Here is a 14,673-nt window from a genome sequence, read left to right on the forward strand (position 1 = left end):
GCCGGCCCGCCGGGGCCGGCGCTTACATCCTGACGTCGTTGCAGGTACACTGACGGCTGATTGTCTCCGGCCGAAAAACTGATGTTGAAAAAATTACCTTTTATTATCCCGCTGCTGGCGCTTATCGCGCTGCTGGTCTGGTGGTTCACCCCGCATTACACCAAGGAAGACGAAGCTTACTACCGGGCGGTATTTTGCGTGATCGATCATGACGACAGCCGCCAGTTCCTCGACGATATGCAAAACATCGTCGAGGGGGGGAATTCTGACTACGCGCTGCATAAAGCGCATTACCTGCCGGCGCTGGGGCAGCGGATGCTGGACACCTGGCATCAGCTCAGCCCGCAGGAACAGCAGACGCTGCGTCAGGACCGGCAGCGCTGCGGCGAGATATTACGGGCAAAACAGCAGGGTGAATAATCCCGGCGGGCTGGCGAAACAGCAGCCCGTCCCAGCGTCCGATAAGATCCCGCTGTTGATGAGCCGATCGCTGTCACAAAATCCTCCCCTATCGCCGAGCCACGGGATGACGTTTTTTTCTGCGGTCGCATACGATAAAAAGTAGTTGATCTGGTACGAACTAACTCTTATTTTGCTTCTCAGTTTTCAAAATGAGATAAAACTGATGCCTGTCATTATTGCCAGTAGTGTTAAAGAAGCCAAAGCGTTAATTAACGGTGGGGAATACAGGGAAATTATTCTTAACTTCGATATTGATGCCGATGACTTTTTCTCTCTCGCCAGCCATTCGGCTGGGACAAAAATCTCCATCTCCGACCGAAACGATCGCTCTCCGGTAAAATCAGCAAAATAATTAACCCGTGAGGGACATCTATGTGGTTGTTTATTGGTACCTTTGCGGTGGCTTTTCTCGCAGCGCTGATGTTGGTCTGGCTGGATGATCGCATCGCCGATACGGAGTGACCCCAGCGCTGAACGCTAGCGTCACCCCCTCTCGCTACTGAGGCGAAGAGGATGCGCCGCCGCTAAGCGGCGCACAGCAGGGTCGTTACAGGGAGGCCGCCAGCCGCTCAACGGCGGTCAGCAGCCCCGCTTCCGACACCGTGGAGTAGGAAAGGCGCAGAGTACGGGTATCCGGATTATCGTGATAGAACGCTTCCCCCGGGACGTAAACAACGCCGTTTTCCAGCGTTTTCTTCATCCATGCCATGGTATCGAACGGATAACGGAAACGCGCCCACAGGAACATCCCACCCTGTGGGCGGCTGAATTCCAGATGCTCGCCAAGGCGACTCTCCAGCGCGTCGGCCAGCGCCACGCACTTCTTGCGATAGTCTTCGCGAATCAACGCAATCTGATTTTGCAGCCGGTTCAGGCTGAGGTATTCCGCGGTGATCACCTGCGACAGCATATTGGTATGCAGATCCGCCGCCTGCTTAACGATCACCGTCTGCTGCGCCAGCCAGTCCGGCATGACGATCCAGCCAATACGCATCCCCGGCGCGAGGATCTTTGAAAACGTCGAGGTGTAAACCACCTGATCTTCACAGCCCAGCTCAACGGCGTGCTGATAGAGCGGACGTCGCACGGCGTCAGTAAAGCTAATTTCACCGTAGGGATCGTCTTCCAGAATGACGAAGTCATATTTTTTCGCCAGCTCGACCAGCCGGCGACGACGCGCCTCGCTCAGCGTTTTACCGCCGGGGTTGCCGAACGTCGGCACCAGGTAGACGGCTTTGACGCGGGTGGTCTCCAGCAGGTCGGCCAGTTGCTCCACCAGCATCCCGTCATCATCGGTATCGACGCTGAGGATATTGGCCTGCGCCAGCTGAAACACCTGCAGCGCCGCCAGATAGGTGGGTCGCTCAACGACGATAGTATCGCCTGGATCGAGCAGCGTGCGGGCAACGATATCCAGCGATTGCTGGGAGCCGGAGGTGATATAGACCTGAGCGGCTGAACAGGTCACGCCACGGGCGTGGCAGATTTCACTCACCGCCTGACGCAGCGGCGGGTAGCCTTCGGTCAGACCGTACTGAAATGCGTCATGAAAACGCTCGCTCATCACCTTCTGCACCGCCAGCTCCAGGCCTTCGGTATCAAACAGTTCCGGGGCCGGAATGCCGCCGCCAAGCGAGATCACGCCCGGCAGTTTACTGTGCTTGAGAAGTTCGCGGACGGCGGAGGGCTTGAGTTCACCCGCGCGGGCGGCGAGACGCCGATCGTGCATACTATTTTCCTTTTCTGTCTTGTTGTTGTGTTAATTATCTTGGCTTTGTTGCAGGTGGTCCCCGGCGGCGCTTACCAGACCGGGCTATCCTGTTTCGTGTCTCTGCGCTCTCCCCGGACAGGGCGCGAGCCGCTATCCGGGGTCAGCACATCACGCTTTATCTTTCAATACGATCAGCGGCTCTATGTCGCTCTCTTTTTTCACCACCAGCGACGAATCGCCGCGCAGGCAGGTACCGCCGTAGTTACCGCCGACGGTAAAGGTGCACACCTGGATATACTTGCCATCCACTTTCGGCAGGCACCACAGCTGCTGGTAGATATTCTTACGATCGACAAACTGACCGCTGGTCTGATCCAGAACCTCATCCTGAGGCCCGATCAGGTCGATATTGTTTCCGCAGCGTCCGGAAATGGGCTTCACGGCATAACCGGTTTTCGCCAGCTCGTCGTTAACCACAAAATCGGTATCCAGCAGATAGCGATGATGCGGGAACAGCGACCATAGCACCGGCAGGATCGCTTTGTTGCCCGGGATCACCGTCCACAGGGGTTCGAATACCAATACTTCAGGACGCAGCAGGACGTCAATCAGTCGCACCTCATTCTGCGGATGTCCGGTACGAATCGGCACCGCCGCGTACTCATCGGCGCTGACTTCGCGCACCTGCTCAATGGCGGTTTCCCATGCCCAGGTTTTCCAGACGCAGTTGACCAGCCGCCCGTCGGCGTCGATCAGCTGGCCGGCGGCATCCCAGCGCAGTTCATCGAGACCAAAGAGAATTTTGCTCTCGAAACCGGCCTGGGTCAGCGAACGCTGGATAAACTTCGCGTGGTAATTCTCTTCCAGATCCTTGTCCTGCATGATGTGCACGAAAGGCCGCGCCCGGCTGTGTTTCCACGCCCCCGCCAGCTCATCGAGCAGACCTTCGGCCGGATTGTGACCCGTGCCGTAGTAGCCCTGCTTCAGCCACTGCTCGAGGATCAGCCCGCCTTCGGTATGGCAGGAGGCGGAGTCGGCATTGTACTCGTACACCTTCAGCCCGCGCTCGTCCATGCAAAAATCCATGCGCCCGGTGATCATATGATGACGCCGGCGCTGCCACGAGAGACGCAGACGCGGCCAGAGGATTTTCGGGATATCAAACAGCGCCAGCAGGTTATCATCCTTCATTACCTTATCGGTGGCGTGCAGATACATCAGGTGCAGCTCGTTGGTGGCTTTAATCAGCTCCTGTTCGGCGCTTTCGCTGATGGTGAAATACTGATAGGGGTCCTGATTGATAAAATGGCCGTTGGCCGCCACGTAGGCTTTCTGCAGCGGATCTTTCTCGTTCAGCCATTTGCCGCGGAACTGGCCGTTGTTCGGTAGCCGCGCGCCCTTGATCGCCATCGCCTCGCCCGGCAGCACCGGCTGCGGCAGGCTGTGTTCGGTATCGGCGGTCTGGATCATCCAGCCTAAAATTTCGGTATCGGCAAAGGTATCTTTGATGGTGTACCGGCCGGCGTTGACCTCGAGGGTCAGCTCGCGGGTCCACTGCTGGCCCTGCGGCAGCGGCGAGTGAATGACGTTCTGCTCGGCGATACGCACCTTATTGCCGACAAGCTGGGTGATCACCGCGACGTGGCCGGTGTGCTTAAACTCGCCGCCCTTCTGCCAGATCAGCAGCGAACCGGCGATCGGCGGACGACGGGCGCCGTTGGCGAAGGCCTGCAGCGGGAGAATATTGTCATTGACCACTTCGCGCAGAAAGCGCAGGGAGAAGATTTCATAGGCCATCCCCACATCGGTAAAGACAAACCCGTAGGTCAGGAACAGAAAGCGGCGCGCAAATTCAACGCACTGCCATTTATGCCCCATATACTCATTGCCGATGTAGCTGCGAAACGTCGCGTCATCCGGATAGTCCTGCGGATTTAAGCTACTGTAATTCGATGAATAAATTGCCACGCCGCCGGGCGCGTAGCCTAACAATGTCCCAAACGGGGCGTCACTGCTTGTCGATCCTTTGCTCATTTAGCCTGACCTCAAATAAATGCAGCCCGGGCAGTTGGCGAAACAAAACTCCCTCTTCTTATCCTGCCGCAGGCACTTACCAGACAGAGGTGTAACGATGATACCACTCATTCGTTTCGCTAATCGTGCCGTTAAGGAAAATAACCCTGCAGCCGAAAGCAGAAGTGATATCGTTATCGGTGATATAACAAAAAAACAACGCAACATCAGGAGTCGACAATGAGCACACCCTCGCATCTGAATGCCCAACCGCTGGTCTGGGGACACGGCCCGCGGACGTTTGAGGTGTTCCTTGAGCCCACCTGCCCCTACTCTGTCCGCGCGTTTAATAAACTCGACGATCTGCTCGATGAGGTCGGCGCCGATAACGTAACCATCAAGATACGGCTGCAGTCGCAGCCGTGGCATCTGTTCTCCGGGGTGATTGTCCGCTGCATCCTCGCCGCGTCCACCCTGCCGCATGGCAGAGAGCAGGCGCATAAGGTGATGCAGGCCGTGGCAGACCATCGGGAAGAGTTTGAATTTACCGATCACTGCAGCGGGCCGAACATGAACGCCACGCCGCAGCAAATCATTGAACGCATTGAGCGCTACAGTCATGTCCTGCTGGGGGCCGCCTTTGCCCGCCCGGAGCTGCAGGACGTGATCAAGTGGCACAGCAAATATGCCCGCCAGAACGGCATCCATGTCTCGCCGACCTTTATGGTCAATGGTCTGGTGCAGCCGGATCTGGGCAGCGGCGATGATGTCAGCGTGTGGGCCGCGCGGATTATGGCCTGAGGTCACCTGCTACACTTTTTGTACATCCACGAAAAAGGCAAACCAGCATGTCAGAGCAAAACTACCAGCCACCAAAAGTGTGGGAATGGAAGCAAAACAGCGGCGGCGCGTTCGCCAACATCAACCGTCCCGTTTCCGGCGCGACTCATGAACGCGTCCTGCCGGTGGGAACCCATCCGCTCCAGCTATACTCACTTGGCACGCCCAACGGCCAGAAGGTGACGATCATGCTGGAGGAGCTGCTGGCGCTGGGCGTCAGCGGCGCGGAGTACGACGCCTGGCTGATACGCATTGGCGAAGGCGATCAGTTTTCCAGCGGCTTTGTCGACATCAACCCGAACTCGAAGATCCCGGCGCTGAGCGATCACTCCACCACGCCGCCCACCCGAGTATTCGAATCCGGCAACATTCTTCTCTATCTGGCGGAAAAATTTGGCTTCTTCCTGCCGAAGGATCCCGCCGGCCGCACTGAAACCCTTAACTGGCTGTTCTGGCTGCAGGGCGCCGCGCCCTTCCTCGGCGGCGGCTTCGGCCACTTCTATAACTATGCGCCGGTGAAGATCGAGTACGCGATCGATCGCTTTACCATGGAAGCCAAACGCCAGCTCGACGTGCTGGACAAACAGCTCGCCCGCGGTCGCTATGTGGCCGGCGAGGAGTATACCATCGCCGATATGGCGGTCTGGCCATGGTATGGCAACGTGGTGCTGGGCAATGTCTATAACGCGGCGGAGTTCCTCGACGCCGGGAGCTATAAAAACGTGCTGCGCTGGGCGCAGGATGTCGGCAACCGCCCCGCCGTCAAGCGCGGACGCATCGTTAACCGCACCAACGGCCCGCTCAATGAGCAGCTGCATGAGCGCCACGACGCCCGCGACTTTGACACCCAAACGGAAGATAAGCGCCAGGCGTAAGGTCTTCACCCTTTCCCGTTGACGGGAAAGGGTTCCCACCACAGGACGGTTCCGCCTGCGAAGCCGTCCTGTTTAGCTTTCCAGCCGATAGCCCGCCAGAAAATAGCGCATCGCCATACCCGACCCACCTTCTTTGAAGAAATCCATCACCATATCCCTGTCCAGGCCATAGCGACGAGTGAGGATCCCCGCTTCCCAGGCGCTGAGCTGGCGGTCGCCGGTTTTTTCAAACATGCGGTGCGAGTAGCCGAGCACAAACCCGCGTTTATAGTCGGCGCAAAAATTCGCCGCATGCGCGGCGGTGTCAGCATAGGATGCCTGTAGCCCCGCCATTAAGCCTTTGCCAAAATGATTTTCCATCGCGCCCTCCCAATCGTTATATAATAAATTATATAGCGTTTTTTTGAGCGAGCGGTAGCGCTATTTATGACGGTTGCGCTAGCGTAAATACTTCTCAAACCATGCCAGCGTGCGTTGCCAGGCCAGGTCCGCCGCAGCCCGATCGTAGCGCGGCGTGGAATCATTATGAAAGCCGTGATTCACGCCCTGATAGAGATAGGCCTCATAGACTTTATGGTGTTCCTTCAACGCCTGTTCATAAGCGGGCCAGCCTTCATTAATGCCGCTATCGAGACCGGCATAGTGCAGCAGCAGCGGCGCTTTAATTTTATCGACCTCCTTCAGCGGCGGCTGGCGGCCGTAAAACGGCACCGCGCAGGCCAGCTCCGGAATGGCGACCGCCGCCGCGTTGCTGACGCCGCCGCCGTAGCAAAAACCGGTGATACCGACCTTCCCCGTCGCCTGCGGATGCTTCGCCATAAACGCGACCGCGGCAAAAAAGTCATTCATCAGCTTCACGGGATCGACTTTCTGCTGCAGCGCGCGGCCTTCATCATCATTTCCCGGATAGCCGCCGACGGAGCTCAGGCCATCCGGCGCCAGCGCGATATACCCCGCTTTCGCCACCCGCCGGGCGACGTCTTCAATATAGGGATTCAGGCCGCGGTTCTCATGCACCACCACCACGGCGGGTGCTTTGTCGGCTATTTTCGTCGGCGTCACCAGGTAAGCCCACACTTCGCCGTGGCCGTCAGGAGAGGGATAATGAATATACTCCGGGCGGATATCCGGGTCGGTGAACGGTACCTGCTCTGCCAGGGCATAGTCGGGCTTCAGCAGATTAAACAGCGCCAGCGCGGTCATCCCGCCGACGGCATATTTCCCCGCCAGCTGGAGAAACTCGCGTTTGCTGATTTTGCCGTGGGCATAGTAGTCATAATACTCGAGCAGCTGCTGCGGGAAATCTTTGGCCGTTAATCGCGTCATCACCCTGCCTCCGTTGTTAAGCGCTCTTTAAGCAAAGCAGAAGCCCGGACATACGCCAGCGCAGAACAGCAGAAACGGGGAGGAACAGCCCAGCGGCTAACACCGCCGGGAGAGAAGGGATCAGTGTTTCACTTTGGTCAGACGATCGAGGTAGCCCATCACAAAGGCCGAAAGCACGAAGGTCAGGTGGATAATCACGTACCACATCAGCTTATTGTCCGGGACGTTTTTCGCATCCATAAACACCCGCAGCAGGTGAATAGAGGAGATCGCCACGATGGAGGCGGCAACCTTATTTTTCAGCGACGTCGCGTCCATTTTGCCCAACCAGCTGAGTTTTTCTTTACCCTCGTTAATATCCAGCTGCGAGACAAAATTTTCATACCCGGAGAACATCACCATCACCAGCAAACCGCCCACCAGGGTCATATCCACCAGCGACAGCAGGGTCAGAATCATATCCGACTCACTGACGCTAAAAATATGCGGCAGTATGTGGAAGATCTCCTGAAAAAATTTGATGGTCAGCGCAATCAGACCGAGCGAGAGGCCAAAATAAACCGGCGCCAGCAGCCAGCGCGAGGCGTACATAGCATTTTCCAGAAAGCGTTCCATAAGATCCTGTCAGTTAACAAAAAGAAGCGACATTATATCTCAGACAAATAACGTGATGGCAACGCCAGGCCAACACTTCGCTGGCAGAGGACAATAAAAAAGGCCGGCGCGCGGCCAGCCTTTTCAGGAAAAGCATCGGGTTATTTGGCTTTGACGGTCTCTTCGCCCACCAGCCCGATCTTGAGATAGCCCGCCTGATGCAGGGTATCCATCACTTTCATCATCGTCTCGTAATCGACGGTTTTATCCGCGCGGAAGAAGACGGTGGTATCTTTTTTACCGGCGGTCAGGCTATCCAGGGCGTTAATCATATTCGCTTCGGTCACCGGGTCGTTGCCGAGGAACATGCTCTTATCCGCCTTCACCGACAGGTAGATAGGTTTTTCCGGTCGCGGTTGCGGCTGGCTGGAGGAGGCCGGCAGATTGACCTTCACGTCGACCGTCGCCAGCGGCGCGGCTACCATGAAGATAATCAGCAGAACCAGCATGACGTCGATAAACGGCGTCACGTTGATCTCATGCATTTCGCCGTTATCGTCCAGATTTTCATTAAGACGCATCGCCATAGCCGATCAACCTACCCGTAATTTCTGCGCGCTGCGCACCGGCTTCACGCCGCTGGCGCTGAGGTCCAGGTCGCGGCTTTGCAGCAGGAGTACCTGAGCGGCGACGTCGCCGAGCGAGGCCTTATAGCTGCCGATCATGCGGGCGAAGATGTTATAGATGACCACCGCCGGGATGGCGGCGAACAGACCGATAGCTGTCGCCAGCAGCGCTTCTGCGATGCCCGGCGCCACCACCGCAAGGTTGGTGGTCTGGGTCTGGGCGATGCCGATAAAGCTGTTCATGATGCCCCAGACGGTGCCGAACAGGCCCACGAACGGCGAAATGGCGCCGATGGTGGCCAAGTAGCCGTTGCCACGCCCCATATGGCGACCGACGGCCGCGACGCGGCGCTCAAGGCGGAAACCGGTTCGTTCCTTGATGCCTTCATTGTCTTCGGCACCGGCGGAGAGTTCGAGTTCGTTCTGCGCTTCATTGATAAGCTGGGTGGTGAGGCTTTTCGCCTCAAAGGCGCTGGCGATATCGCTGGCCTGATCGAGAGAGCGGGCTTCTGCCAGCTGCTGCTGTTCACGTTTGAGGCGACGCTTGCTGGCGAGGATTTCCGCCCCTTTACCGAAGAAGATGGCCCAGGTGACGACCGACGCCAGAATCAGGCCAATCATCACCACCTTAACGACAATATCGGCATGATGATACATACCCCAAACGGAGAGATCCGCCTGCATCAAATTATTACCCACGCTCTATCTCCACGACGATAATCACAAAATCTGCCCACAATAATATCAAAACGACATCGAATTGATAGTGGTTCTCATTAGTATTTACACTGTGCAGCAAATCACGTTTATTTTCCTTGCGCTTACGCAGTAAAAAAGTGGCTAACCGCGAGCCTGGTAAAATTTTCACCTGTATCGGCAGCGCGCTGGTACAGAAAAGAAGATTCATGCTAGTTTAGACGTCCAGACGTATAAAAACAGGTTCATCAACATGGCTGACAAACATCTTGATACCGCGCTGGTCAACGCCGGGCGGAGCAAAAAATATACTCAGGGCTCAGTGAACAGCGTGATCCAGCGCGCGTCATCGCTGGTTTTCGACACCGTAGAGGCCAAAAAGCACGCCACCCGCAATCGGGCCAACGGCGAGCTGTTCTACGGGCGGCGCGGCACCCTGACCCACTTCTCGCTGCAGGAAGCGATGTGCGAGCTGGAGGGCGGCGCCGGCTGCGCCCTCTTCCCCTGCGGCGCCGCCGCGGTGGCCAACACTATCCTGGCGTTTGTCGAGCAGGGCGACCATGTGCTGATGACCAATACCGCCTATGAGCCAAGCCAGGATTTTTGTACCAAAATTCTCGCCAAACTCGGCGTGACCACCAGCTGGTTCGATCCCTTAATCGGCGCCGATATTGCCCGTCTGGTTCGCCCTGAGACCCGCGTGGTGTTCCTGGAATCGCCCGGCTCCATCACCATGGAAGTGCACGATGTGCCGGCGATCGTCGCCGCCGTGCGTCAGGTCGCCCCGGAAGCGATTATCATGATCGATAACACCTGGGCGGCGGGGATCCTGTTCAAAGCGCTGGATTTTGGCATTGATATTTCTGTTCAGGCAGGCACCAAATACCTGATCGGCCACTCCGACGCCATGGTCGGCACCGCGGTGGCGAACGCGCGCTGCTGGCCGCAGCTGCGTGAGAATGCCTATCTGATGGGGCAAATGCTGGACGCCGATACCGCCTATATGACCAGCCGCGGCCTGCGCACGCTGGGCGTCCGCCTGCGTCAGCATCATGAAAGCAGCCTGCGCATCGCCGAGTGGCTGGCGCAGCATCCGCAGGTGGCGCGGGTCAACCACCCCGCTCTGCCCGGCAGTAAAGGCCATGAGTTCTGGAAGCGCGATTTTACCGGCAGCAGCGGGCTGTTCTCGTTTGTGCTCAACAAGCGTCTCAACGACGCTGAGCTGGCAGCGTATCTCGACAACTTCAGCCTCTTCAGCATGGCCTACTCGTGGGGCGGCTTTGAATCGCTGATTCTGGCCAATCAGCCCGAGCAAATCGCTCACATCCGACCGGATGCGGAAGTCGACTTCAGCGGCACGTTGATCCGTTTGCACATTGGTCTCGAAAATGTTGACGATCTGCAGGCGGATTTAGCAGCGGGCTTCGCGCGTATCGTGTAAAGTGACAGTCAGTGGCAACAATAGCGGACGCTTTTTATCAGAGCGGCCGCTTTTGTTGCGCCCGGGATCAAGGTGCTCGGGTCTCTTCAGGAGTACACTAGTCAACAATACGGTACCACTTAGGAAAGTCCATGGTTGTCATTCAAGAGATTGTCGCCGCGCTGTGGCAACATGATTTTGCCGCACTGGCGAACCCTCATGTTGTGGGCGTTGTATATCTGGTTATGTTCGCGACCCTGTTTCTGGAAAACGGGCTGCTGCCTGCCTCCTTTTTACCTGGAGACAGCCTGCTGCTGCTCGCCGGCGCGCTGATTGCTAAAGGCGTCATGGACTTTGTGCCCACTATCGCCATTCTGACCGCCGCCGCCAGCCTCGGCTGCTGGTTGAGCTATGTACAGGGGCGCTGGCTGGGCAATACGCAAACGGTGAAAGGCTGGCTGGCGCACCTGCCGCATAAGTACCATCAGCGCGCCACCTGCATGTTTGACCGCCACGGTCTGCTGGCGCTGCTCGCGGGCCGCTTTCTGGCATTTGTCCGTACCCTGTTGCCAACCATGGCGGGGATTTCCGGTCTGCCGAACCGCCGCTTCCAGTTCTTCAACTGGCTGAGCGCCCTGCTGTGGGTCGGCGTGGTCACGGGCCTCGGCTATGCGCTGAGCATGATCCCATTCGTGAAGCGTCATGAAGATCAGGTGATGACCTGCCTGATGATCCTGCCGATTGCCCTGCTGCTGGCTGGCCTGCTCGGCACGCTGTTCGTGGTGATCAAAAAGAAATACTGCAGCGCCTGATGTCGACTGCCGGGGGGGCTGCGCCCGCCCGGCCTGCTCCCTCCCCGGTATTACATTCCCTGCATCGTACGAATACGCGCGGCGTCTTCCCCGGGCGTCATCCCGAAGTAGCGCTTAAACTCGCGACTGAACTGGGAAGGGCTTTCATATCCCACCTGTATCGCCGCCGCGCTGGCCTTCATCCCGTCATGGATCATCAGCATGCGCGCCTTGTGCAGACGGTAGGTTTTCAGATACTGCAGCGGCGAAGTGCTGGTCACCGATTTAAAATTATGGTGAAACGCCGACACGCTCATATTCGCTTCCGCCGCCAGCCGATCGACGCTGAGGTTTTCGGTGTATTGACTCTCGATATGCTTGAGTACGCGGCTAATCAGGCTGAAGTGGGTCTGCCGGCTGACCAGCGCCAGCAGCGCGCCGCCGCAGGGTCCCGTCAGCACATAGTAGAGGATTTCGCGGACGATCTGCTTGCCAAGGATCCGCGCGTCCAGCGGCCGCTCCATCACGTCGAGCAGCCGTTCAGCAGCGCACAAGATATCCTCCGAGAGCACTGCGGAGTTTATCCCGCTGGAGGCGACGGCCGGCTGAAACAGCGGATCCTCGCCAATATCCATCAGCAGCTCCTGCAGCTGCAGGATATCGACGTTCAGGCGCATGCCGGCCAGGGGCACCTCCGGGGTGGCAAAGGTTTCGCATTCGAAAGGCAGCGGTACGGTCAGCAGCAGATATTCGTTTGTATCGTAGCGAAACGTCCGCTCATTGATATAACCAATTTTATGGCCAGAAAAGAGAAAAACGATCCCCGGCTGGTACATCACCGGCATCCGCGGTCCCGGCTGCGTCCCGTACAGCAGGCGGACGTCGGGTAGCAGCGAACTTAACATTTCGTGCTTATCTTTCAGCTGGTTAACCTTTTCTGTCAGAGTCTGACATATCTCTGCGTGTTGCATTGTCACCGTCTCTCCCGATGTTTCTTCACCCGTACATTGTGCGCAGGCCGCCGCGAATTCTCCAGCCATATGGAGAAATAGGCAAGACATAGGCAGAAATGTGCATTGAGGGGCAACGGCGCCAGGACCACAATAACCGTCATCGGGCAGCGGTATCGTCCCTGTCGGCGGTTTTACTCTTTTGAGGACTCAAGCAATGAATAATTTTGACCTGCATACCCCAACCCGCATTCTGTTTGGCAAAGGCGCGATTGAAAAACTGCGTGAACAGATCCCGGCGGAAGCTCGCGTACTGATTACCTACGGCGGCGGCAGCGTGAAAAAAACGGGCGTCCTGGATCAGGTACTGACCGCCCTGAATGGCCTGGACGTCCTTGAATTTGGCGGCATCGAGCCGAACCCGTCTTACGAAACCCTGATGAACGCGGTGAAGCTCGCCCGTGAAGAGAAGGTCACCTTCCTGCTGGCGGTCGGCGGCGGTTCGGTGCTGGATGGCACCAAATTTATCGCGGCAGCAGCCCACTATGACGCCAACATCGATCCGTGGGAAATTCTGGAAACCTATGGCAGTAAGATCGCCAGCGCCATTCCAATGGGCTCGGTTCTCACTCTGCCGGCGACCGGTTCTGAATCAAACAAAGGGGCGGTGATTTCGCGGAAAACCACCGGCGACAAACGTGCGTTTATGTCTTCCCACGTTCAGCCGCAGTTCGCGATCCTCGATCCGGTCTACACCTATACCCTGCCGCCGCGCCAGGTCGCCAACGGCGTGGTTGACGCCTTCGTCCATACCGTAGAACAGTACGTCACCTACCCGGTTGACGGCAAAATTCAGGACCGCTTCGCCGAAGGCATTCTCCTGACCCTGATCGAGGATGGCCCGAAAGCGCTGCAGGAGCCGGAAAACTATAACGTGCGCGCTAACATTATGTGGGCCGCGACCCAGGCGCTGAACGGCCTGATCGGCGCTGGCGTGCCACAGGACTGGGCAACGCATATGCTTGGTCACGAACTGACGGCGATGCATGGTCTCGATCACGCCCAGACGCTGGCTATCGTTCTGCCGGCGCTGTGGAATGAGAAGCGCGATACCAAGCGCGAGAAGCTGCTGCAATATGCGGAGCGCGTGTGGCATATCACCGAGGGCTCAGACGACCAGCGCATCGATGCCGCCATCGCCGCGACGCGCCAGTTCTTCGAGCAGATGGGCGTGCCGACCCGCCTCTCCGATTACGGTCTCGACGGTAGCTCCATCCCGGCGCTGCTGGCGAAACTGGAAGAGCACGGCATGACCAAACTGGGCGAGCGCCAGGATATCACCCTGGACGTCAGCCGTCGTATCTACGAGGCAGCCCGCTAAGTTACCCCGCCTGATTCACCTCCCCTTACGTTAAACAAACGTCGGGGAGAGGTGTTTTTACTACCGTTTTTAGCTATTTCGTCCAGACTTAATGCTACCCCTCGGCGGATCCTGCTTCGCCGAGTTCATTAACAGGAGGAAGGCATGACACATCCAACCGTTATAAAACTACACGACGGCAACCTGATGCCGCAGCTGGGTCTCGGCGTGTGGAAAGCTGGCAACGAGGAAGTCGTCTCCGCCATTCATAAGGCGCTGGAAGTCGGTTATCGCTCTTTTGACACCGCCGCCGCGTACCAAAATGAGGCTGGCGTCGGCAACGCCCTGCAAAGCGCTGGCGTCAATCGCGATGAGCTATTCATCACCACCAAGCTGTGGAACGACGATCAAAAACGGCCGCACGAGGCGCTGAAAGAGAGCCTCAGCAAGCTGAAGCTGGACTATGTGGATCTCTATTTAATCCACTGGCCGGTGCCGGCTATCGGCCATTACGTCGAGGCCTGGCAGGCGCTGATTGAGCTGCAGCAGCAGGGGCTGGCGAAGAGCATCGGCGTGTGTAATTTCCAGGTGCCGCATCTGCAGAAGCTGATTGATGAAACCGGCGTCGCGCCGGTGATCAACCAGATAGAGCTGCATCCGCTGCTGCAGCAGCGGCAGCTGCACGCCTGGAACGCCACCCACAAGATCCAGACCGAATCCTGGAGCCCGCTGGCCCAGGGCGGTAAGGGCGTCTTCGATCAGAAAGTTATCCATCAGCTGGCTGATAAATATGGCAAAACGCCGGCGCAGATTGTCATCCGCTGGCATCTCGACAGCGGTCTGGTGGTGATCCCCAAATCCGTCACGCCGTCGCGCATCGCCGAAAACTTTAACGTCTGGGATTTCCGCCTGGATAAAGAAGAATTGGGGGAGATTGCCAGGCTGGATCAGGGCAAGCGTCTGGGGCCCGACCCGGATCAGTTCGGCGGATAACAGGTAAAAAAGCCGG

Annotated in this window: 17 protein-coding genes; 8 read left to right on the plus strand and 9 right to left on the minus strand. The window is 57.5% G+C overall.

Annotated features, from left to right (window positions below; all coding sequences use genetic code 11):
- The first annotated feature begins 81 nt into the window (after positions 1 to 81).
- The gene (locus ABLU95_RS03970; protein ID WP_087848612.1) at positions 82 to 420 is read left to right on the plus strand and encodes a hypothetical protein; all 339 of its coding nucleotides are present in this window, start codon (positions 82 to 84) and stop codon (positions 418 to 420) included.
- 205 nt (positions 421 to 625) lie between these two features.
- Complete coding sequence (locus ABLU95_RS03975; RefSeq protein ID WP_004205204.1) at positions 626 to 814, plus strand: hypothetical protein; 189 nt, start codon at positions 626 to 628, stop codon at positions 812 to 814.
- 195 nt (positions 815 to 1,009) lie between these two features.
- Here ABLU95_RS03975 and ABLU95_RS03980 read toward each other — a convergent pair whose 3' ends face one another.
- The 3 genes from ABLU95_RS03980 to ABLU95_RS03990 form a co-directional block, all read right to left on the minus strand.
- Positions 1,010 to 2,191 carry a PLP-dependent aminotransferase family protein gene (locus ABLU95_RS03980; RefSeq protein ID WP_023291014.1) on the minus strand — a complete coding sequence of 394 codons (1,182 nt, stop codon included), beginning with the start codon at positions 2,189 to 2,191 and terminating at the stop codon, positions 1,010 to 1,012.
- Positions 2,192 to 2,341: 150 nt separating this feature from the next.
- Complete coding sequence (gss, locus tag ABLU95_RS03985) at positions 2,342 to 4,207, minus strand: bifunctional glutathionylspermidine amidase/synthase (protein ID WP_032454060.1); 1,866 nt, start codon at positions 4,205 to 4,207, stop codon at positions 2,342 to 2,344.
- Between the two features lie 76 nt (positions 4,208 to 4,283).
- Entirely contained in the window at positions 4,284 to 4,406 is a 123-nt protein-coding gene (locus tag ABLU95_RS03990; RefSeq protein ID WP_032454061.1) for a hypothetical protein, read from the minus strand.
- A 20-nt stretch (positions 4,407 to 4,426) separates the two neighbouring features.
- On the opposite strand from ABLU95_RS03990, the gene ABLU95_RS03995 reads away from it, so the two are divergent.
- Together ABLU95_RS03995 and yghU are read left to right on the plus strand one after the other, a co-directional pair.
- A complete protein-coding gene (locus ABLU95_RS03995) occupies positions 4,427 to 4,987 on the plus strand; it encodes a thioredoxin domain-containing protein (RefSeq protein WP_004150918.1) in 561 nt (186 codons plus the stop codon).
- A gap of 47 nt (positions 4,988 to 5,034) precedes the next feature.
- Positions 5,035 to 5,901 (plus strand): glutathione-dependent disulfide-bond oxidoreductase, encoded by an 867-nt coding sequence (gene yghU, locus ABLU95_RS04000; protein ID WP_008806496.1) that lies wholly within the window; start codon positions 5,035 to 5,037, stop codon positions 5,899 to 5,901.
- Positions 5,902 to 5,973: 72 nt separating this feature from the next.
- On the opposite strand, the gene ABLU95_RS04005 is transcribed toward yghU, so the two are convergent.
- From ABLU95_RS04005 to exbB, 5 genes are all read right to left on the minus strand, one after another.
- A complete protein-coding gene (locus ABLU95_RS04005) occupies positions 5,974 to 6,261 on the minus strand; it encodes a DUF2623 domain-containing protein (protein WP_002916743.1) in 288 nt (95 codons plus the stop codon).
- A gap of 78 nt (positions 6,262 to 6,339) precedes the next feature.
- Entirely contained in the window at positions 6,340 to 7,227 is an 888-nt protein-coding gene (gene yghX / locus ABLU95_RS04010; RefSeq protein ID WP_348878851.1) for a YghX family hydrolase, read from the minus strand.
- Between the two features lie 120 nt (positions 7,228 to 7,347).
- A complete protein-coding gene (locus tag ABLU95_RS04015; protein ID WP_004105804.1) occupies positions 7,348 to 7,842 on the minus strand; it encodes a TIGR00645 family protein in 495 nt (164 codons plus the stop codon).
- A 140-nt stretch (positions 7,843 to 7,982) separates the two neighbouring features.
- On the minus strand, positions 7,983 to 8,408 hold the full coding sequence (gene exbD / locus ABLU95_RS04020) for a TonB system transport protein ExbD (RefSeq protein WP_002916785.1): 426 nt from the start codon (positions 8,406 to 8,408) through the stop codon (positions 7,983 to 7,985).
- A 6-nt stretch (positions 8,409 to 8,414) separates the two neighbouring features.
- On the minus strand, positions 8,415 to 9,146 hold the full coding sequence (gene exbB / locus ABLU95_RS04025; RefSeq protein WP_004174395.1) for a tol-pal system-associated acyl-CoA thioesterase: 732 nt from the start codon (positions 9,144 to 9,146) through the stop codon (positions 8,415 to 8,417).
- Between the two features lie 250 nt (positions 9,147 to 9,396).
- Between exbB and metC the strand changes: the two genes are divergently transcribed.
- On the plus strand, positions 9,397 to 10,584 hold the full coding sequence (gene metC, locus ABLU95_RS04030) for a cystathionine beta-lyase (RefSeq protein ID WP_065882659.1): 1,188 nt from the start codon (positions 9,397 to 9,399) through the stop codon (positions 10,582 to 10,584).
- Between the two features lie 131 nt (positions 10,585 to 10,715).
- Positions 10,716 to 11,375 (plus strand): DedA family general envelope maintenance protein YghB, encoded by a 660-nt coding sequence (yghB, locus tag ABLU95_RS04035; protein WP_004205217.1) that lies wholly within the window; start codon positions 10,716 to 10,718, stop codon positions 11,373 to 11,375.
- A 50-nt stretch (positions 11,376 to 11,425) separates the two neighbouring features.
- Here the strand turns inward: yghB and ABLU95_RS04040 are convergent, their stop codons facing one another.
- A complete protein-coding gene (locus ABLU95_RS04040) occupies positions 11,426 to 12,325 on the minus strand; it encodes an AraC family transcriptional regulator (RefSeq protein WP_032454066.1) in 900 nt (299 codons plus the stop codon).
- A gap of 196 nt (positions 12,326 to 12,521) precedes the next feature.
- On the opposite strand from ABLU95_RS04040, the gene yqhD reads away from it, so the two are divergent.
- Both yqhD and dkgA read left to right on the plus strand, forming a co-directional pair.
- Entirely contained in the window at positions 12,522 to 13,685 is a 1,164-nt protein-coding gene (gene yqhD, locus ABLU95_RS04045) for an alcohol dehydrogenase (RefSeq protein ID WP_023291020.1), read from the plus strand.
- Positions 13,686 to 13,829: 144 nt separating this feature from the next.
- Positions 13,830 to 14,657 (plus strand): 2,5-didehydrogluconate reductase DkgA, encoded by an 828-nt coding sequence (gene dkgA, locus ABLU95_RS04050; protein WP_032454068.1) that lies wholly within the window; start codon positions 13,830 to 13,832, stop codon positions 14,655 to 14,657.
- The last annotated feature ends 16 nt before the right edge of the window (positions 14,658 to 14,673 follow it).

The sequence above is a fragment of the Klebsiella sp. GG_Kp146 genome, assembly GCF_040061975.1.
In the GTDB taxonomy this organism is placed as follows: domain Bacteria; phylum Pseudomonadota; class Gammaproteobacteria; order Enterobacterales; family Enterobacteriaceae; genus Klebsiella; species Klebsiella quasipneumoniae.